18 protein-coding genes are annotated in these 19,403 nt (G+C 60.8%); 15 read left to right on the top strand and 3 right to left on the bottom strand.

The window, feature by feature from the left end; genetic code table 11:
- Nucleotides 1-9 precede the first annotated feature (9 nt).
- The 3 genes from tauB to tauD all read left to right on the top strand — a co-directional run bounded on the left by tauB (nt 10) and on the right by tauD (nt 2,630).
- Nucleotides 10-804 carry a taurine ABC transporter ATP-binding subunit gene (gene tauB, locus KW841_RS10000; protein WP_218475662.1) on the top strand — a complete coding sequence of 265 codons (795 nt, stop codon included), beginning with the start codon at nt 10-12 and terminating at the stop codon, nt 802-804.
- On the top strand, nt 801-1,634 hold the full coding sequence (gene tauC, locus KW841_RS09995) for a taurine ABC transporter permease TauC (RefSeq protein WP_218475658.1): 834 nt from the start codon (nt 801-803) through the stop codon (nt 1,632-1,634). The genes tauB and tauC overlap by 4 nt, the downstream gene beginning before the upstream one ends.
- A gap of 144 nt (nt 1,635-1,778) precedes the next feature.
- Entirely contained in the window at nt 1,779-2,630 is an 852-nt protein-coding gene (gene tauD / locus KW841_RS09990; RefSeq protein WP_218475655.1) for a taurine dioxygenase, read from the top strand.
- 136 nt (nt 2,631-2,766) lie between these two features.
- Here the strand turns inward: tauD and mgrA are convergent, their stop codons facing one another.
- A complete protein-coding gene (mgrA, locus tag KW841_RS09985; RefSeq protein ID WP_218475653.1) occupies nt 2,767-3,804 on the bottom strand; it encodes an L-glyceraldehyde 3-phosphate reductase in 1,038 nt (345 codons plus the stop codon).
- Nucleotides 3,805-4,041: 237 nt separating this feature from the next.
- On the opposite strand from mgrA, the gene KW841_RS09980 reads away from it, so the two are divergent.
- Nucleotides 4,042-4,302, top strand: coding sequence for a hypothetical protein (locus KW841_RS09980; RefSeq protein WP_218475651.1), 261 nt, complete (start codon nt 4,042-4,044; stop codon nt 4,300-4,302).
- A gap of 24 nt (nt 4,303-4,326) precedes the next feature.
- Here the strand turns inward: KW841_RS09980 and betT are convergent, their stop codons facing one another.
- Nucleotides 4,327-6,288 (bottom strand): choline transporter BetT, encoded by a 1,962-nt coding sequence (betT, locus tag KW841_RS09975; RefSeq protein ID WP_218476184.1) that lies wholly within the window; start codon nt 6,286-6,288, stop codon nt 4,327-4,329.
- A 391-nt stretch (nt 6,289-6,679) separates the two neighbouring features.
- A complete protein-coding gene (gene epsC / locus KW841_RS09970) occupies nt 6,680-7,606 on the bottom strand; it encodes a serine O-acetyltransferase EpsC (protein ID WP_007972891.1) in 927 nt (308 codons plus the stop codon).
- 191 nt (nt 7,607-7,797) lie between these two features.
- Between epsC and KW841_RS09965 the strand changes: the two genes are divergently transcribed.
- From KW841_RS09965 to KW841_RS09915, 11 genes are all read left to right on the top strand, one after another.
- On the top strand, nt 7,798-8,790 hold the full coding sequence (locus tag KW841_RS09965; protein ID WP_102700215.1) for a D-cysteine desulfhydrase: 993 nt from the start codon (nt 7,798-7,800) through the stop codon (nt 8,788-8,790).
- Nucleotides 8,791-9,090: 300 nt separating this feature from the next.
- Nucleotides 9,091-9,891 carry a cystine ABC transporter substrate-binding protein gene (gene tcyJ, locus KW841_RS09960; RefSeq protein WP_102700214.1) on the top strand — a complete coding sequence of 267 codons (801 nt, stop codon included), beginning with the start codon at nt 9,091-9,093 and terminating at the stop codon, nt 9,889-9,891.
- The gene (tcyL, locus tag KW841_RS09955; RefSeq protein WP_007983131.1) at nt 9,891-10,556 is read left to right on the top strand and encodes a cystine ABC transporter permease; all 666 of its coding nucleotides are present in this window, start codon (nt 9,891-9,893) and stop codon (nt 10,554-10,556) included. The genes tcyJ and tcyL overlap by 1 nt, the downstream gene beginning before the upstream one ends.
- Nucleotides 10,557-10,560: 4 nt before the next feature.
- Nucleotides 10,561-11,316 (top strand): L-cystine ABC transporter ATP-binding protein TcyN, encoded by a 756-nt coding sequence (tcyN, locus tag KW841_RS09950; protein WP_007972898.1) that lies wholly within the window; start codon nt 10,561-10,563, stop codon nt 11,314-11,316.
- Between the two features lie 482 nt (nt 11,317-11,798).
- Nucleotides 11,799-12,563, top strand: a complete 765-nt coding sequence (locus KW841_RS09945; protein ID WP_218475649.1) for a hypothetical protein — start codon at nt 11,799-11,801, stop codon at nt 12,561-12,563.
- A 280-nt stretch (nt 12,564-12,843) separates the two neighbouring features.
- Nucleotides 12,844-14,076: an SfnB family sulfur acquisition oxidoreductase gene (locus KW841_RS09940; RefSeq protein ID WP_218475647.1), complete on the top strand. Its 1,233-nt coding sequence runs from the start codon at nt 12,844-12,846 to the stop codon at nt 14,074-14,076.
- Nucleotides 14,077-14,099: 23 nt separating this feature from the next.
- Nucleotides 14,100-15,293 carry an SfnB family sulfur acquisition oxidoreductase gene (locus KW841_RS09935; RefSeq protein ID WP_218475645.1) on the top strand — a complete coding sequence of 398 codons (1,194 nt, stop codon included), beginning with the start codon at nt 14,100-14,102 and terminating at the stop codon, nt 15,291-15,293.
- Nucleotides 15,294-16,646: an LLM class flavin-dependent oxidoreductase gene (locus KW841_RS09930; protein ID WP_218475643.1), complete on the top strand. Its 1,353-nt coding sequence runs from the start codon at nt 15,294-15,296 to the stop codon at nt 16,644-16,646.
- A gap of 130 nt (nt 16,647-16,776) precedes the next feature.
- Nucleotides 16,777-17,586, top strand: coding sequence for a MetQ/NlpA family ABC transporter substrate-binding protein (locus KW841_RS09925; protein WP_218475641.1), 810 nt, complete (start codon nt 16,777-16,779; stop codon nt 17,584-17,586).
- A gap of 2 nt (nt 17,587-17,588) precedes the next feature.
- On the top strand, nt 17,589-18,710 hold the full coding sequence (locus KW841_RS09920) for a methionine ABC transporter ATP-binding protein (protein ID WP_218475639.1): 1,122 nt from the start codon (nt 17,589-17,591) through the stop codon (nt 18,708-18,710).
- Entirely contained in the window at nt 18,700-19,344 is a 645-nt protein-coding gene (locus tag KW841_RS09915) for a methionine ABC transporter permease (protein WP_102701880.1), read from the top strand. Before KW841_RS09920 ends, KW841_RS09915 begins: the two co-directional genes overlap by 11 nt.
- Nucleotides 19,345-19,403 lie beyond the last annotated feature (59 nt).

Below are 19,403 nucleotides of genomic sequence, written 5' to 3'. Positions count from 1 at the left end.
TTGACTGCGATGGCTTTGCTACAACTGGAGCGTATCAGCGCACAGTACCCCGGCAACCCGGAACCGGTGTTGGCGGATATCTCCCTGAGCCTCGGGCCCCGGCAATTGCTGGTCGCCCTCGGCCCGTCCGGCAGTGGCAAGACTTCGCTGTTGAACCTGATTGCCGGTTTCGTCGAACCCAGCGCCGGGCGCATCACCCTCGACGGCGTGCCCGTCAGAGGCCCGAGCGCCGAGCGCGGCGTAGTGTTCCAAGACGACGCGCTACTGCCCTGGCAGGACGTACTGGCCAACGTCGGCTTCGGCCTGGAGCTGGCCGGTATTGCCCGGGACAAACGCGAAGCGCGTGCCCGGGAAATGCTCGCCCTGGTCGATCTTTCAGGTTTTGACCAGCGCCGCATCTGGCAGCTCTCGGGTGGCCAGAAGCAGCGTGTCGGCCTGGCCCGCGCGCTCGCCGCCGACCCGCGCGTGTTGTTGATGGACGAACCTTTCGGCGCCCTGGATGCCTTCACCCGCGAGCAGATGCAAGAGCTGTTGTTGCAAGTCTGGCAACGCACCGCCAAGCCGGTGTTCCTGATTACCCACGACATCGAAGAAGCCGTGTTCCTCGCCACCGACCTGATTCTGTTGGCGCCGAACCCGGGGCAAATCGTCGAGCGCCTGAGCCTCGACTTCGGTCAGCGTTACGCCGCCGGTGAGTCGGCCCGCTCAATCAAATCCGATCCGCGTTTTATCGAAACCCGCGAACACGTGCTCGCCAAAGTGTTCTCCCAACGCAGCGCCGCCCAGCGGCAGGAGCGCGCATGAGCAGTTACGAAATCCCCGTCGCCGCGATCAAGCCAGGCACTCCTGTGCCTGCCGCACGACGCCGCTTGAGCACTCGCTGGATCAGCGTGCTGACACTGGCCGCGCTCATTGTCATTTGGTGGGCCGTGACCGCGACCGGTCTGATCGAGCCGCTGTTCCTGCCGCCGCCCTCCGCCGTGCTGCAAAAAGGCTGGCTGCTGGCGACCTCCGGTTACATGGACTCAACGCTGTGGCAGCACCTCGGCGCGAGCCTGAGCCGCATCGGCCTGGGCCTCGGCTTTGCGATACTCACCGCCGTACCGGTGGGCATCGCCATCGGCGCCAACCGTATCGCCCGTGGCGTGCTCGACCCGCTGATCGAGTTCTACCGGCCCATTCCACCGCTGGCCTACCTGCCGCTGATCGTGATCTGGTGCGGCATCGGCGAACTGTCGAAAGTGCTGCTGATCTACCTGGCGATCTTCGCCCCGATTGCCATCGCCACCGCCACTGGCGTGCGCACGGTCGACCCGGCCAAATTGCGTGCCGCGCAGTCATTGGGTGCCACTCGCGTGCAGTTGATCCGCCACGTGATTTTGCCGAGTGCCTTGCCGGACATTCTGACCGGGGTGCGCATTGGCCTCGGTGTCGGTTGGTCGACACTGGTCGCCGCCGAATTGATCGCCGCCACCAGCGGTCTTGGCTTTATGGTGCAGTCCGCCGCGCAGTTCCTGGTCACCGATGTGGTGGTCCTGGGGATTCTGGTGATCGCACTGATCGCTTTCGCGATGGAAATGGGCCTGCGCAAATTGCAGCGCAAACTGGTGCCGTGGCACGGCCAGGCCCACTGAATAATTGCCCTGTGAGTACCCTGTGGGAGCGAGCTTGCTCACGATGGCGGTTGCACGTTCAACACTTGTGTCGCCTGACAGTCCGCTATCGCGAGCAAGCTCGCTCCCACAAAAGCTCGACACCCCGGATCAATGAGAACCACCATGAGCCACCCAACCATTGTCCCCTTAAGCTCGGCCCTCGGCGCGCAGATCAGCGGCGTCGACATCAGCCAGCCGCTGAGCGCGGAACAACGCGACGCCATCGAGCAGGCCTTGCTCAAGCATCAGGTGCTGTTCTTTCGCGACCAGCCGATCACGCCACAGCAACAGGCGCGATTCGCCGCGAATTTCGGCGACCTGCACATTCACCCGATCTACCCCAATGTGCCGGAACAGCCGCAAGTGCTGATCCTCGACACCGCCGTCACTGACGTGCGCGATAACGCGATCTGGCACACCGACGTGACCTTCCTGCCGACCCCGGCCATGGGCGCGGTGCTCAGCGCCAAGCTGCTGCCGGAGTTTGGCGGCGACACCTTGTGGGCCAGTGGAATTGCCGCGTATGAAGCCCTCTCGGCGCCGATGAAAACCTTGCTCGAAGGCCTGACCGCCACCCACGATTTCACCCGTTCGTTCCCGCTGGAGCGCTATGGCAACACGCCCGAAGCGTTGGCCCAGTGGGAGGAAGCACGGCGCAAGAATCCGCCCCTGTCGCACCCGGTGATCCGCACACACCCGGTGAGCGGTCGCCGCTCGCTGTTCGTCAACGAAGGCTTCACCTCGAAGATCAACGAATTGTCGGAAACCGAAAGCGAGGCGATTCTGAAGTTTCTGTTTGCCCACGCCACGCGGCCTGAATTCACCATCCGCTGGCGCTGGCAGCAGGACGACATTGCGTTCTGGGACAACCGCGTGACCCAGCATTACGCCGTGGATGATTACCGGCCGGCGCGGCGGGTGATGCAGCGGGCGACGGTGTTGGGGGATGTGCCGTTTTTTTCGGTGAATCCCTGACATTTTCATTGCCTGTTCAGGCCTCATCGCGAGCAAGCTCGCTCCCACATTGGATTTGTGTCGACCACCAACCTGTGGGAGCGAGCTTGCTCGCGATGAGGCCAGGACAGGCACCAGAAGACCCGGCGCCTGACTCTTACTCAGCCATCGAAGGCTTCTCCCAAAGATTGATCCCACCCTCCTGGGCATACCGGTCAATCTCCGCCAGCTCCTCTGCACTGAAGCTCAGGTTCTTCAACGCGCCGACGTTCTCGATGATCTGCTCCGGCCGGCTCGCGCCAATCAATGCCGAAGTGACCCGTGGATCGCGCAAGGTCCACGCCAGCGCCAGTTGCGCCAGGCTCTGGTCACGACGCCTGGCGATTTCGTTGAGTGCGCGCACCTGGGCGATGTTGGCCTCGGACAAGTGCGATGCCTGCAACGAACCACCCCCCGGACGATTGACCCGCGCATCCGCCGGCACGCCGTTGAGGTACTTGTCGGTCAGCAATCCCTGCGCCAGCGGCGTGAACGCAATCACGCCCGTGCCGAGTTCGTCAGTGGTGTCCAGCAGGTCTTTTTCCACCCAGCGATTGAGCAGGTTGTAGGCCGGTTGGTGGATCAGCAGCGGGACTTTCCACTCTTTGAGCAACGCCGCCATTTCGCGGGTCTTCACCCCGGAATAAGACGAGATGCCGATGTACAACGCCTTGCCCTGCTGCACCGCGGTGGCCAGCGCACTGGCGGTTTCTTCCAGTGGCGTGTCCGGGTCAAAACGGTGGGAATAGAAGATGTCGACATAGTCCACGCCCAAGCGCTGCAGGCTCTGGTCGAGGCTGGCCAGCACATACTTGCGCGAACCGCCGCCCTGACCGTAAGGCCCCGGCCACATGTCCCAACCGGCCTTGCTGGAGATGATCAACTCGTCGCGGTACTGCTTGAAGTCTTCACGCAGCAAACGGCCGAAGTTGATTTCGGCGCTGCCATAGGGCGGACCGTAGTTGTTGGCCAGGTCGAAATGGTTGATCCCCAGATCGAACGCCGTGCGCAACAACGCGCGCTGGGTATCGATCGGCGTGCTATCGCCGAAGTTGTGCCACAGGCCCAACGACAGCGCAGGCAGCACCAGGCCGCTGCGGCCCACGCGGCGGTAAGGGATGGAGTCGTAGCGGTTTTCGGCAGCGGTGTAAGTCATCGAATCCTCTCTTGTCTATCTTGAATCTGGTATCGACTGCTTCGCCAGGCGCCCAGCATACGCCCGGATCAACGCCAGAAAACCCGGGATTCGACTAAATGCTGAAACGTTTCACAGAAATTCATTCTGCCCGCACAATCGAACAGAACAGCGACAGGCTTGTGTGATCCGGGCCGACAGGAACACAGTCGCCAAAGCAACGAAGAAGCGATAACGATCGCAAGGATGGAAGAAGCCATGCACACCACCATCATCATCACCTTCGGCCTGGTCCTGCTCGCGATGATGCTGTTCATCGGCGAGAAAATCGGCTTCAGCCGCCAGACACTCACCTACAGTTTCGTGATCCTGTGGCTGGCACTGACAGTGATCAACGGCGCCATCGGCGTGGTGACCGCCGGCCAGTCGTTGAGTACGGAGCTGGGGATCGGCACGATGGTGTTCAGCATCCCGGTGGCGGCGCTGGTGTTGTTCATGGTGCTGAGCGCCGAGAGCTGAAAAGCCCCGGCGCCCTGCCCGCGATCAACGCACCAGATGCAGGAACTGCATGTGCCGCTCGTACTGGTCGAGGATGTCGTTGATGATCTGCTCCTTGGTGTAGCCCACCAGGTCATAGTCCTGGCTGCCCTCGCTTAAGTGCACTTCGGCCCGGTAGTAACGGCGATTGTTGAGTTGCTTGGAACCCATGCCGCCACGGGCAAACGAAGGCGTGAAATAGCCGCGCATCTGCACCTGATAAACGAACGGATGCTGATCGCCGTGGCCGATTTCCAGGCTGACGCTGTCATGGGCCGGGTCCGGGTGCATGACCACGTGCAGCCCCTTTTCGCGGAACACCGCCGACACTTCCTCAATGGCCGGTCGCACCGTGGTATCGAGGAAGCGATAAACCTCGTCGCGCGACGGAAAATGCACGGCCTGGCTCAGGCGTTGCCGCCAGCCGCCCTTGCCACGCCGAGAACCCGAGACCGGCGCCAACGAATGCATCTGCGCAATCTGCTTCTGCGACTCCAGATAAAACGCCTTGTGCAGACCCCACATCATCAACAGCAAGATCAACGAGAACGGCAACGAAGTCAGGACCACCGCCGACTTCAACGCATCGATGCTGCCGGAAAACAGCAGCGCGCTGGTCACCAGAGCGGTCATTGCGCCCCAGAACACCCGCAGCCATTTCGGCCCGTCTTCATCGGGATTGCCACCCTTGGCGGACAGCGTCGACAGCACCACGGTGCCGGAGTCGGCGGAGGTGACGAAGAACACAAAGCTGATGAACACCGTTACCGCAATGACGGTTTTGCACCACGGGTAGGTTTCCAGCAGCAGGTAGAGCGTCATCGACGGATTGTCGATAGCCGACAGGCCGAGCGCGCTCATGCCGTGGTTGAGCACTTGATCGATGGCGCTGTTGCCGAAGATCGACATCCACGCCAGGGTGAAACCGAGCGGAATCAGCAGCACGCCGAAGACGAATTCGCGGATGGTGCGGCCACGGGATATCCGCGCGATGAACAAGCCCACGAACGGCGACCATGCGATCCACCAGGCCCAATAGAACACCGTCCAGCCGCCCAGCCAGTCGCTGGGTTTGTCGTAGGCGTAGAGGTCGAAGCTCTTCATCGGCAAGGCGCCGAGGTAATCGCCGAGGTTCTGGATCAGGGTGTTGAGCAAGTGCTGCGTGGGGCCGGCGAACAACACGAACAGCAACAGCGCACAGGCCAGCAGCATGTTGATGTCGGACATGACCCGCACGCCCTTGTCGACGCCCGACACCGCAACGATGATCGCCGCGCCCATCATCAGGGTGATCAGGCCGACCTGAACCCACTGGGTGTGGGCGATGCCGAACAGGTAGTCCAGGCCCGAATTGAGGTGCAACACGCCAAAGCCCATGTCGGCACCAAGGCCAAACACCGTGGCGATGATGCCGAAGCCATCCACCGCGTAGCCGATGGGGCCATTGATGCGCTTGCCGATCAGCGGATACAGCGCCGAGCGCAGGGCCAGCGGCAGGTTGTGGCGATAGGCGAAATAGGCCAGCGCCATACCGACAAAGGCGAACACGCCCCAGCCATGCAAACCCCAGTGTAAAAACAGAATCTGCATCGCCTGACGCGCCGCGTCCGCAGTGCCGGCCTCGCCCTGGGGAGGCTGCAGCATGTGGGTCAGCGGCTCGGACACGCAAAAGAAAAACAGGGTGATGCTGATCCCCGCGGCGAACAGCATGCCGGCCCATGACAAATAGCTGAATTCGGGCTCGTCGTGGTCGGCACCGAGCTTGATCTTGCCGTAGCCGGACAAGGCGGTGACCACCACGAAGACCAGATACAGCGTCATCGCCAACAGGTAATACCAGCCGACCGTGTTGGCCGCCCAGTTTTGCGCCGCCAGCAACCAGGCACCGGCCTGCTCGGGCATGGCAATGACAACGACACCAAACAACAGAATGAAACTCGCCGAGAACCAGAACACCGGCGGATTCATGCGGACCAGGCCGCTTGGAGGGATGGACGATGCACTCATGTACGGTGCACCTCGAAGGGGTAAAACGTGGCTGTAGAAATCGGACTCAGCAAAGGCAAGCCTCCTGTTGTGAGCGGGCAGCGAACCGCCGGTTTAACTTGAATGAACGTTCAAGTTAAACATGGATAGGGGGCTAAGGACTAATCGCAGGGCTCGGCGGTAGTGTTAATACGCTAGCTCAAGGGAGGATCTGGTGCGGGATTGGCGACTCGATTCGACTTGAAATCCAATCGCGGGCAAGCCCGCTCCCACAGTGGACCTGGTTGAACACAAAAGCTGTAAACGACAGAAAACCTTGTGGGAGCGGGCTTGCCCGCGATGAGGCCAGACCAGTCAAAGGAGATTCAAAGACCTACTTCTGCGCCCCATCTTCATGCTGCAGATTCGCCTGGGTCAGGTTGCTGCCCGCCGGCACGCTGCGGGTCAGCCAGACGTTGCCGCCAATGGTCGAACCCTGGCCTATGGTGATCCGCCCCAGGATCGTCGCCCCGGCATAAATCACCACGTCATCCTCGACAATTGGATGCCGAGGCTGGCCTTTCTGCAACTGGCCGTCTTCGTCCGCCGGGAAGCGCTTGGCCCCCAGGGTCACGGCCTGATAAATGCGCACGCGCTCGCCGATGATCGCGGTTTCGCCGATCACCACGCCGGTACCATGGTCGATGAAAAAACTGCGGCCGATCTGCGCGCCGGGGTGAATGTCGATGCCCGTGGCCGAGTGAGCGATTTCCGCGCTGATACGTGCCAGCAACGGCAGCCCGGCACGGTACAAATGGTGGGCCAGCCGATGGTGAATCACCGCCAGGATCCCCGGGTAGCACAACAGCACTTCATCGACACTGCGCGCCGCCGGGTCGCCGTGATAGGCCGCCAGTACGTCGGTGTCCAACAGGCTGCGCAACCCCGGCAGGGCGAGGGCGAAGTCCTGGATGATCTGGATGGTCTTGGCTTCGACTTCGGTATCGGCCTGGGCACTGTGGCGCGCGGCATAGCGCAATTCGAGTCGCGCCTGGGCCAACAGCGCATTCAGCGCCACATCCAGTGTGTGACCGACGTAGAAGTCTTCACTCTCTTCGCGCAGGTCAACCGGCCCCAGGCGCATCGGGAACAGCGCACCGCACAAGGCTTCGAGAATCTCTGCCATGGCCGCCCGGGAGGGCAGCTCGCGACCGCCCTGCTCGGTACTGGCCCGGCCATTTTGCGCTCGCCACTGCTCACGCGCGGTGCGCAGCTGGCTGACGATGGTCTGCAATTGCCAATGGCTGGAACGCTCACTCACGGTAAAAACTCCTCACGGGCGACCGGACTGTCTGGCCGCACTGACGGCGATTACTTTACGGCAAGGGCAGCGGGGCAAATTAAGAACCAATAATGCTGTGCTCATTACGATTGGCTATAAGCAATTGACGGTTGCCCAGCCTTTTTCGCGTGCCTATAGTCCTGAGATCTTCCACGGCCAGTACGGACCCCATGATCAAACAACAGCTCGCCCGCTTTAACCGCCTCGACCTGCTCGGTCAACCCACCGCCCTGGAAAAACTCGAACGCCTGTCGACCTGGCTGGGTCGCGACCTGTACGTCAAGCGCGATGACCTGACGCCCCTGGCAATGGGCGGCAACAAGCTGCGCAAACTCGAATATCTGGCCGCCGATGCGCTGGCCCAGGGCGCCGACACCTTGATCACCGCCGGCGCGTTGCAATCGAATCACGTACGCCAGACGGCCGCCATTGCGGCGAAACTGGGCCTGGGCTGCGTAGCCCTTCTGGAAAACCCCCTCGGCACCGATGACAACAATTACACCGGCAACGGCAACCGCCTGCTGCTCGACCTGTTCGATGCCAAGGTCGAACTGGTGGAAAACCTCGACAACGCCGACGAACAACTGCAAGCCCTGGCCGACAGACTGCGCAACAACGGCAAGAAGCCGTACCTGGTGCCGATCGGAGGCTCCAACGCGCTAGGCGCACTCGGTTACGTACGTGCCGGGCTGGAACTGGCCGAACAGATCAAGGACACCGGCCTGACGTTCGCCGCCGTGGTCCTGGCCTCGGGCAGTGCCGGTACCCACAGCGGCCTGGCACTGGCCTTGAGTGAAGCACTGCCGGATCTGCCAGTAATCGGCGTGACGGTCTCGCGCAGCGATGAAGACCAGCGGCCAAAGGTACAAGGCCTGGCCGAACGCACTGCCGAGCTGCTGGGCGTGGACCTGCCGGACGCTTTCAAGGTCGAGTTGTGGGACGAATACTTCGCCCCGCGTTATGGTGAGCCGAATGCCGGAACACTGGCGGCGGTGAAGCTGCTGGCGAGTCAGGAAGGCTTGCTGCTGGACCCGGTCTACACTGGCAAGGCCATGGCGGGCTTGCTGGACGGGATCGGGCGTCAGCGTTTCGACGAAGGTCCGATTATCTTCCTGCACACTGGCGGGGCGCCGGCGTTGTTTGCCTATAAGGATTTTCTGTAGGAACGAGCTTGCTCGCGATGGACGACAGGGCACCGCGGGGTGTCAGGTTGCCAGCGTTATCGTTGACGACCATCGCGAGCAGGCTCGCTCCTACAGTAAAAACGCAAGCTATTCAAAAATGGAATAACCAGAAGAATAATTATTATTTTCCATTCTAAAAACGCCATCATATAGTCATGCTACAGGCGAATTTCCCGAGAGACGCATACGCTGCTTTAAGGCAGGATAGCGCTGTCGCTGAACTCCCGAATTTGCCAACTTTCCTAAAGCGTCTTCCATAAGAAAACACAGGGGCTTGTCATGAATTTTTCCGCACTACGTCGCAATCTGCTGGTGGGCTCGCTGGGCCTGGCACTGAGCGCAGGCCTTATTGGCCAAGCCGTTGCCGGTGAGCAACTGCAAAAAATCAAAGACGCCGGCGTGATCAACGTTGGCCTGGAAGGCACTTACCCACCGTTCAGCTTTGTCGATGCCGACGGCAAACTGACCGGCTTCGAAGTCGAGTTCTCCGAAGCCCTGGCCAAAGAGCTGGGCGTCAAGGTCAAACTGCAACCGACCAAATGGGACGGCATCCTCGCGGCCCTGGAATCCAAGCGCCTGGACGCAGTGATCAACCAGGTGACCATCTCCGAAGAGCGCAAGAAGAAGTATGACTTCTCCGAGCCGTACACCGTTTCCGGTATCCAGGCACTGGTGCTGACCAAGAAGGCCCCCGAGCTGAACATCAAGACCGCTGCCGACCTGGGTGGCAAGAAAGTCGGCGTGGGCCTGGGCACCAACTACGAAGAGTGGGTGAAAACCAACGTACCAACTGCCGATGTCCGCACCTACGAAGATGATCCGACCAAGTTCCAGGACCTGCGTGTCGGCCGTATCGACGCCATTCTGATCGACCGCCTGGCCGCGCTGGAATACGCCAAGAAAGCCAAGGACACCACCGCCGCCGGTGACGCGTTCTCCCGTCAGGAAGCCGGCATTGCCCTGCGCAAAGGCGAGCCTGAACTGCTGGCCGCGGTGAACAAGGCGATCGACAAGCTGCGCGCCGATGGCACCCTGAAAAAACTCTCGGAAAAATACTTCAACGCTGACGTCACTCAATAATGGAAGAAGCTTTCCAACTCGCACTGGACTCCGCGCCCTTCCTGCTCAAGGGCGCGTACTACACGGTCATCCTCAGCCTGGGCGGGATGTTTTTCGGCCTGGTGATGGGGTTCGGCCTGGCGCTGATGCGCCTGTCGCGCTTCAAACTGGTGAGCTGGATCGCCCGCATCTACGTGTCGTTCTTTCGCGGCACGCCGTTGCTGGTGCAACTGTTCGTGATCTATTACGGCTTGCCGCAATTGGGTCTGGAACTTGATCCGCTGCCGGCGGCCCTGATCGGCTTCTCGCTGAACATGGCCGCCTACGCCTGCGAAATCCTGCGTGCCGCGATCAGCTCCATCGAGCGCGGCCAGTGGGAAGCCGCTGCCAGTATCGGCATGACCCGCGCGCAAACCCTGCGCCGGGCCATCCTGCCACAGGCCATGCGCACCGCCTTGCCGCCGCTGGGCAACAGCTTCATCTCGCTGGTCAAGGACACGGCGCTGGCCGCTACCATCCAGGTACCGGAGCTGTTCCGCCAGGCGCAACTGATCACCGCCCGTACCTTCGAAATCTTCACCATGTATCTTGCCGCCGCACTGATCTACTGGGTCCTGGCCACGGTGCTGTCGCACCTGCAGAACCAGTTGGAAGCGCGGGTCAATCGGCACGACCAGGAGTCCTGACCCAATGATTGTCGTGGAAAAACTGACAAAGCAGTTCAAGGGTCAAGTCGTGCTCAATGGCATCGATCTTGAGGTCAAGGAAGGCGAGGTGGTCGCGATCATCGGCCCTAGCGGTTCGGGCAAGACCACCTTCCTGCGCTGCCTGAATTTTCTGGAAGAACCCACCAGCGGCCGGATCAAGGTCGGCGATATCGAGATCGATACCAGCCGTCCCCTGAACCAGCAGCAGAGCCTGGTGCGACGTTTGCGCCAGCACGTGGGCTTCGTGTTCCAGAACTTCAACCTGTTCCCCCATCGCACCGCTTTGGAAAACGTCATCGAAGGCCCGATCGTGGTCAAGAAGACCCCGCACGCCGACGCCGTAGCCCTGGGTAAAAAACTCTTGGCCAAGGTCGGTCTGGCGGGCAAGGAGGACGCTTACCCGCGTCGCCTCTCCGGTGGCCAGCAACAGCGCGTGGCGATTGCCCGGGCGCTGGCGATGGAGCCCGAAGTGATCCTGTTCGATGAGCCGACCTCAGCCCTCGACCCGGAACTGGTGGGCGAGGTATTGGCGACCATCCGCGGCCTGGCCGAAGAGAAGCGCACCATGGTGATCGTCACCCACGAAATGGGTTTTGCCCGGGACGTGGCCAACCGTGTGGTGTTTTTCGACAAGGGCGTGATCGTCGAACAAGGCGAAGCGAAGGCGTTGTTTGCCAACCCGAAAGAAGAGCGAACCCGGCAATTCCTGAGCAAGTTCCTGAATAACGCTCATAACTAACAGCCCTGCGCAAAAACGGTAAACTTCCATGGATGGAAGTGACACCCCTCGAAAGACCTTTCATTAATACCAAACAAAACCCACCTATCAAACATGCATATCCTGTACGCGTGCACGGTACAAATATATGCTTCACGATAATTAAGCAATGCCAATTCAACCAGATCCTCCGTCGTAAGACGGTGCCCACGACTTGCACCAATTCGCCCGTATTCACTCACTTTCAGCAGAAAACTTCGACGCACAGGCACGGTTTAATTACTTAGAACCGTAGGAACTTTCTGAATAGCGCCACACAACCACCATAACTAACAAATCTTATTGACAGCGGATCCCCCTGACTCTTATCTAGTCTCCAGCCAGCGACACTCATCACATTAAACTCATTATTCCCGCTCAAAGTAATGAATGGTTTATCTGTTCGATTATTGGTTTTTGATATTCCAGAAACGGACTTCGTTGCAAGACTTCAAGGAGACTTCATGAATAGCACCTCGAACAAATCCGGGCTTGCAGCCCCGACCCTGGCGCAATCGAACAAGGCCGGCATCAACGTCACCTGCGCAGCGCACCTGCTGATCGATGTGGCACCCTACCCCGCCATGGACGCAGGAGACCTGGTCGAACTGTTCTGGGACAACTGCTACGTGGCTTCCCGCGTGCTGACGGCCAGTGATGTCGGCCGACCGGTGCAGTTGCGGGTGCCTGAGAGTTTTGTCGCCAACGGCACCTCGCGCATTCACTACCGGGTCATGCAGATTGGCCGGGGGCCGGCGGTATCGGCCAGTCAAAACGTGCAGATCAAACTCGACTGTCCGGGCGGCCAACCCTCGGCGCTGTGCGGCGATGAAAACCAGTGCCTGGCACCGGTGAGCATTCCCGAGGCAATTCGCCGTCAGGGGGTGAATCCGAGCCAGGTCAAACGCGGTGTTCCCTTGACCATCGAGCCGTACCTGAACATGGCCGTCGACGACGAGATCACCCTGCGCTGGGGCGATGTGCGCATGGATCTGCCACCGCTCAAGTCCGCCGATGTGGGCCAGCCAATCCAGGTCTGGATACCGCCGGCCATCATCCTCGAAGCCGGCGAAGATCTGCGGCTGGAGGTGACGTACTGCATTCTCGACAGGGTGGGCAACAACTCCCGCTGGGCACCGGCCCGCACGCTGAAGATCGGCTGCGCCAATCCTTATCTGAAAGTCCCGAAGAAACAGCACCTCAAGGCCGCCGAAGCCCACAGACGATGATGTCGATCGCAGCCTTCGGCAGCCCAAAACCCTGTAGGAGCTGCCGAAGGCTGCGATCTTGGCGACAGCGAAATAGCCACCCTTCTATCCATATTCCTAAAAGTTAGTTCATAAAATATTTATACACGTTTAGGGTATATAAACCGGACCACCGGACATTCTTGTTTTCATGCGCGGCCACAAGCGGCGCTTCCATGAGATGTGAGGTAGGTATGGTCCGGAACACAATCACCCCAGTGCAGATCGCCAGGGCATTGCGAGCAGCCAAGGAGTGGCACTGATGTCCAATCTGGCAGATGCAATCGTCCAGAGTGACCTGGACATCGCCCCGTTGTTGTTGCCCGCACAAATCTTGCGCAATGACGCCCAAGCCATCAAGGCAGCCCACGAACTGGCGCACGTCGCGCGCCTGCAAGCGGCCAAACGCGACCAGTTGCGCAAGCTTCCATGGTCTGAAATCGAACTGTTCACCCACAGCGGCCTGGGCAGCATTTCCATCCCCCGCGAGTATGGTGGCCCGCAGGTTTCGTTCGTCACCCTGGCCGAGGTCTTCGCGATCATTTCCGCCGCCGACCCGGCGCTTGGGCAGATCCCGCAAAACCAGTTCGGCATTCTTAACCTGATCCTCGGCAGCGCCACCGAAGCGCAGAAAAGGCAGCTGTTCAAAAGCGTCCTCGATGGCTGGCGCATCGGCAATGCCGGGCCGGAGCGCGGCACCAAAAACACCCTGGAACTGAAGGCACGCCTCACCGCCGACGGTGTTCTCAACGGCCAGAAGTTCTATTCCACCGGTGCACTGTTCGCCCATTGGGTTGCGGTCAAGGCATTGAACGACGACGGCAAACAAGTGCTGGCGTTCATCCGTCGCGGCACGCCGGGACTGCGCATCGTCGATGACTGGTCCGGCTTTGGTCAGCGCACCACCGCCAGCGGCACGATTTTGCTCAACAACGTGCAGGTCGACCCCGAACTTGTTGTGGATAACTGGCGGATCAACGACACACCGAACATCCAGGGCGCCGTCTCCCAACTGATTCAGGCGGCCATCGACGCCGGTATCGCCCGGGGCGCCATCGACGACGCCATCGACTTCGTGAAAACCCGTGCACGGCCGTGGATCGATGCCAAGGTCGAGCGGGCCAGCGATGACCTGTACGTAATCGCCGATATCGGCAAACTGAAAATCGAACTGCACGCCGCCGAAGCGCTGCTGCGCAAGGCCGGGCAGGTGCTCGATGAAGTCAGCGCCGCACCGCTCACCGCCGAGTCCGCCGCCCGCGCCTCGATTGTCGTGGCCGAAGCCAAAGTGCTGACCACCGAGATTTCATTGCTGGCCAGCGAAAAGCTGTTCGAACTGGCCGGCAGCCGCGCCACCCTCGCCGAGTTCAACCTCGACCGCCACTGGCGCAATGCCCGGGTGCACACGCTGCACGATCCGGTGCGCTGGAAATACCACGCCATCGGCGCCTATCGCCTCAACGGCACGCTGCCTAACCGTCATTCCTGGATTTAACGACCAGACATCTGGAGAAGCACATGAGCATTTCTCACCCCGTCGCGGTCATTACCAGCGATGAGCAAGCCCTGATTGTCGCCAGCGATCTGGCTGAAGATTTCAAACGTGACAGCGCCACACGCGACCGTGAACGCCGTCTGCCACACCCGGAACTGGAAGTGTTTTCCCGCTCGGGCCTGTGGGGCATCAGCGTGCCAAAGGAATATGGCGGCGCCGGTGTTTCCAACGTCACCCTGGCCAAGGTCATCGCCCTGATCGCCCAGGCCGACGGCTCGCTGGGGCAAATTCCGCAGAACCATTTTTATGCCCTCGAAGTGCTGCGCGTGAACGGCAGCCATGAGCAGAAAAAACGTCTTTATGCCGAAGTGCTGGCCGGCCAGCGCTTCGGCAATGCCCTCGCCGAACTCGGCACCAAAACCGCCCACGATCGCATCACCAGCCTGACCCACGACGGCAGCGGCTATCGCATCAATGGCCGCAAGTTCTACGCCACCGGTGCGATTTACGCCCAGCGCATTCCCACCTCGGTGGTGGATGAAAACGGTGTGCAGCAACTGGCGTTCGTCCCGCGCAACAGCAAGGGCCTCACCGTAATTGACGACTGGAGCGGCTTCGGCCAGCGCACCACGGGCAGCGGTTCGGTGGTGTTCGAAGATGTCTACGTCGCGGCCGAAGATGTCATCCCCTTTCAAAGCGCCTTCGAGCGCCCGACCCCGGTCGGTCCGCTGGCGCAGATTCTCCATGCCGCCATCGACACCGGCATCGCCCGCGCTGCGTATGAGGATGCGCTGCACTTCGTGCGCAGCAAAACCCGGCCGTGGATCGACGCCACCCACGAAAAAGCCACGGACGATCCACTGACACTCAAGAGCTTCGGCCACCTGAGCACTCGCCTGCACGCCGCCGAGGCGCTGCTGGAGCGTGCCGGTGAATACCTCGACAAAGCCCAGGCCGACACCCAGGCCGAGACCGTCGCAGCCGCATCGATTGCCGTCGCCGAAGCCCGCGCCCTGAGCACAGAAATCTCCCTGGCCGCCGGCAGCACGCTGTTCGAACTGGCCGGCAGCCAGGCGACCTTGATCGAACATGGCCTCGACCGCCACTGGCGCAACGCGCGGGTGCACACCCTGCACGACCCAGTGCGCTGGAAGTACCATGCCGTGGGCAACTACTACCTCAACGATGAAAACCCGCCACTGCGGGGGACCATCTGAATGGCTAAAAAGAAGATCCTGCTCAATGCCTTCAACATGAACTGCATCGGGCACATCAACCACGGTTTGTGGACGCACCCGCGCGACACGTCCACCCGCTACAACACGATCGAATACTGGACCGAACTGGCGCAATTGCTCGAGCGCGGGCTGTTCGACGGCCTGTTCATCGCCGACATCGTCGGGGTCTACGACGTCTACCAGAATTCGGTGGACGTGCCGCTGAAAGAATCGATCCAGCTGCCGGTCAACGACCCGCTGTTGCTGGTTTCAGCGATGGCGGCGGTGACGAAAAACCTCGGTTTCGGCCTGACCGCCAACCTCACCTACGAAGCGCCGTACCTGTTCGCCCGACGCCTGTCGACGCTGGATCATCTCAGCCGTGGCCGGGTCGGCTGGAACATCGTCACCGGCTACCTCGACAGCGCCGCCAAGGCCATGGGCCTGAGCGAACAGGTCGAGCATGACCGTCGCTACGACCAGGCCGACGAGTACCTGGAGGTGCTCTACAAACTCCTGGAAGGCAGCTGGGAAAACGGCGCGGTGCTGAACGATCCGCAGCAGCGGATCTATGCGCAGCCTGAGAAAGTGCACAAGGTCGAGCACAAGGGCGAGTTCTATCAGGTCGAGGGTTATCACCTCTGCGAGCCCTCGCCGCAACGCACACCGGTGCTGTTCCAGGCCGGCAGTTCGGATCGCGGTTTGCTGTTCGCCGGGCGGCATGCCGAGTGCGTGTTCATCAGTGGCCAGAACAAACCATCGACCAAGGTGCAGGTGGACAAGGTCCGTGCCAGTGCCGTCGAAGCCGGGCGCAATCCCGAGGACATCAAGGTGTTCATGGGCCTGAACGTGATCGTCGGCGCCACCGAAGCGCTGGCCTTGGCCAAGCATGCCGAATACCTGAGCTACGCCAGTGCCGAGGCCGGCGTGGCGCACTTTTCGGCGTCCACCGGGATCGATTTTTCCCAATATGAAATCGACGAGCCGATCCAGTACGTGAAGAGCAACGCGATCCAGTCCGCCACCAAACACCTGCAAAAAAACGACTGGACCCGCCGCAAATTGCTGGAGCAACACGCCCTCGGTGGCCGCTACATCACCGTGGTCGGCTCACCGCAGCAAGTGGCGGATGAGCTGGAATCCTGGATCGCCGAAACCGGGTTGGATGGTTTCAACCTGACCCGCATCGTCACCCCGGAAAGCTATGTGGATTTCATCGAGCTGGTGATTCCCGAGTTGCAGCGGCGGGGGTCGTACAAGACGGCGTACGACAGCGGCACCTTGCGCGAAAAGCTGTTTCAGCAGGAGGCGCATCTGCCTGAGCAACATACCGGCTCGGCTTACCGCCGCTAAAAAGCTTCGCGAGCAGGCTCGCTCCCACAGGGATTGTGTGAACACCCGAGATCCATTGTGGGAGCGAGCCTGCTCGCGAAGAGGCCCGACCAAACAACACAAACCTTATGCACTGACTGGATAACTCACCATGAAAAAGCACTACCTCTCTCACCCAGTCAAAGCACTGGCCCTGGCCCTCGGCCTGTTCAGCTCTGCGGTTTTCGCCGCCGACGCGCCACTGAAAATCGGCACCACCGCCGCTTTCGCCATTCCCCTTGAAGCCGCCGTCGAAGAGGCTTCCAAACAAGGCCTGAAAGTCGAGCTGGTGGAGTTCACCGACTGGATCGCGCCGAACGTCAGCCTCGCCGCCGGCGACATCGACGTGAACTACTTCCAGCACATCCCGTTCCTGGAAAACGCCAAGGCCGCCTCGGGTTTCGACCTGGTGCCGTTCGCGCCGGGGATCATCAACAACGTAGGCCTCTACTCGAAAAAATACAAAAGCTTCGACGAACTGCCGCAAGGCGCCAGCGTGGCCATCGCCAACGACCCGATCAACAGCGGTCGAGGCTTGCAACTGCTGGCCAAGGCCGGCCTGATCACCCTCAAGCCCGGCGTCGGCTACAAGGCCACCGAAGAAGACATCATCGCCAACCCGAAGAACATCAAGATCCTCCAGGTCGAAGCCGTGCAACTGGTACGTGCCTATGACGATGCCGATCTGGTGCAGGGCTACCCGGCCTACATTCGCTTGTCGAAAACCTTCGACGCGGGCTCCGCGCTGCTGTTCGACGGCCTCGATCACAAGGAGTACGTGATTCAATTCGTGATCCAGCCGAAGAGCAAAACCGACCCGCGCCTGATCAAGTTCGTCGACATCTACCAGCACTCACCCGCGGTGCGCGCCGCACTGGATAAGGCTCACGGCAAGCTCTACCAAGCCGGCTGGGAAAGCTGAGCATGACCGCCGCCATCCAACGGCGACTGGAGACTCCAGAGCCGCACAGCGCCGAGCGCACCGAGCTGCATCCCGAACTCAACCATGCCCACGTGCGCTTCATCGGCCTGGGTAAAACCTACAACGGCCAGCAAGGCCCGGTGGCCGCGTTGCACGGCATCGACCTGGCGATCCAGCGCGGCGAAGTGTTCGGCATCATTGGTCGCAGCGGCGCCGGCAAGTCGTCGCTGATTCGCACCATCAATCGCCTGGAGCAACCGAGCAGTGGTCGGGTACTGATCGATCAGGTCGATATCGGCGAATTCGACGAAGACCGCCTGGTGGCGCTGCGTCGGCGCATCGGCATGATCTTCCAGCACTTCAATTTGATGTCGGCCAAGACCGTTTGGCAGAACGTCGAGTTGCCGCTGAAAGTCGCCGGCGTGCCCAGGGAACAACGCGAGCAAAAGGTCCGTGAGCTGCTGGAACTGGTCGGCTTGCAGGCCAAACACAAAGCTTACCCGGCGCAATTGTCCGGTGGGCAGAAACAGCGCGTGGGCATTGCCCGGGCGCTGGTGCATGACCCGCAAATCCTGCTGTGCGACGAAGCCACCTCGGCACTGGACCCGGAGACCACGCAATCGATCCTCGGCCTGCTGCGCGAGATCAATCAACGCCTGGGCCTGACCATTGTGCTGATCACCCACGAGATGGCGGTGATCCGCGAGATCTGTGATCGCGTAGTCGTCCTCGAACACGGGCGCATCGTCGAGCAAGGCCCGGTGTGGGAAGTCTTCGGCAATCCACAACATGAGGTCAGCAAGACACTTCTGGCGCCGTTGCAACACGCATTGCCGGAAGAGTTGCAAAGCCGTTTGCAGCCGCAATCGAGCGCGCCGGATGCAGCTGTAGTCCTGCGCTTGCAGTTCACCGGCAACCAACGCGACGAGCCGGACCTGGCAGCGCTGTTCGGTGCCCTGGGTGGCCGGGTTCGATTGCTGCAAGGTGGTGTGGAACGGATACAAGGTCACGCCCTTGGGCAACTGCTGTTGGCGGTGACGGGCTCCCCACTCGATGCCGAAGAATTGCGTCAACGCGCCAACCATTGGGCGCAACAGGTGGAGGTACTGGGTTATGTGGTTTGATCGCTTGCTGCAGGGTTTTATCGACACGTTCCTGATGGTCGGCGTGTCGTCGCTGATCGCGCTGTTGGCGGGCATTCCGCTGGCGGTGATCCTGGTCACCAGCTCCAAGGGCGGCATCTACGAAGCCCCGGCGCTGAACCGCGTTTTGGGTGCATTCGTGAACCTGTTTCGCTCGGTTCCTTTCCTGATTTTGATGGTGGCGTTGATTCCGTTCACCCGGCTCATCGTCGGCACCACTTACGGCGTCTGGGCGGCCGTGGTGCCGTTGACCATCGCGGCCACGCCGTTCTTTGCGCGCATTGCCGAGGTCAGCTTGCGCGAGGTCGATCATGGGTTGATCGAAGCGGCGCAAGCCATGGGTTGCCGGCGCTGGCACATCGTCTGGCATGTGTTGTTGCCGGAAGCACTGCCGGGGATTGTCGGCGGGTTCACGATTACGCTGGTGACGATGATCAACTCCTCGGCCATGGCCGGGGCGATTGGTGCGGGCGGGTTGGGGGATATTGCCTATCGGTATGGGTATCAGCGGTTTGACAGCCAGATCATGTTGACGGTGATTGTGCTGCTGGTGGCGTTGGTGGCGGTGATTCAATTGGGTGGGGATCGGTTGGCGCGAGGGTTGAATAAAAGATGATCAATTACCGTCGACCTGGCGGTGGGTTTCCAGACCCGGTAGATTAGAGTTCGGTCGCA

It is taken from the genome of Pseudomonas sp. PDM28 (assembly GCF_019219115.1).
Taxonomy (GTDB): Bacteria; Pseudomonadota; Gammaproteobacteria; order Pseudomonadales; family Pseudomonadaceae; genus Aquipseudomonas; species Aquipseudomonas laurylsulfatiphila.
The sequence above is the reverse complement of the archived record's forward strand: the minus strand, read 5'-3'. Positions and strand labels throughout refer to the sequence as shown.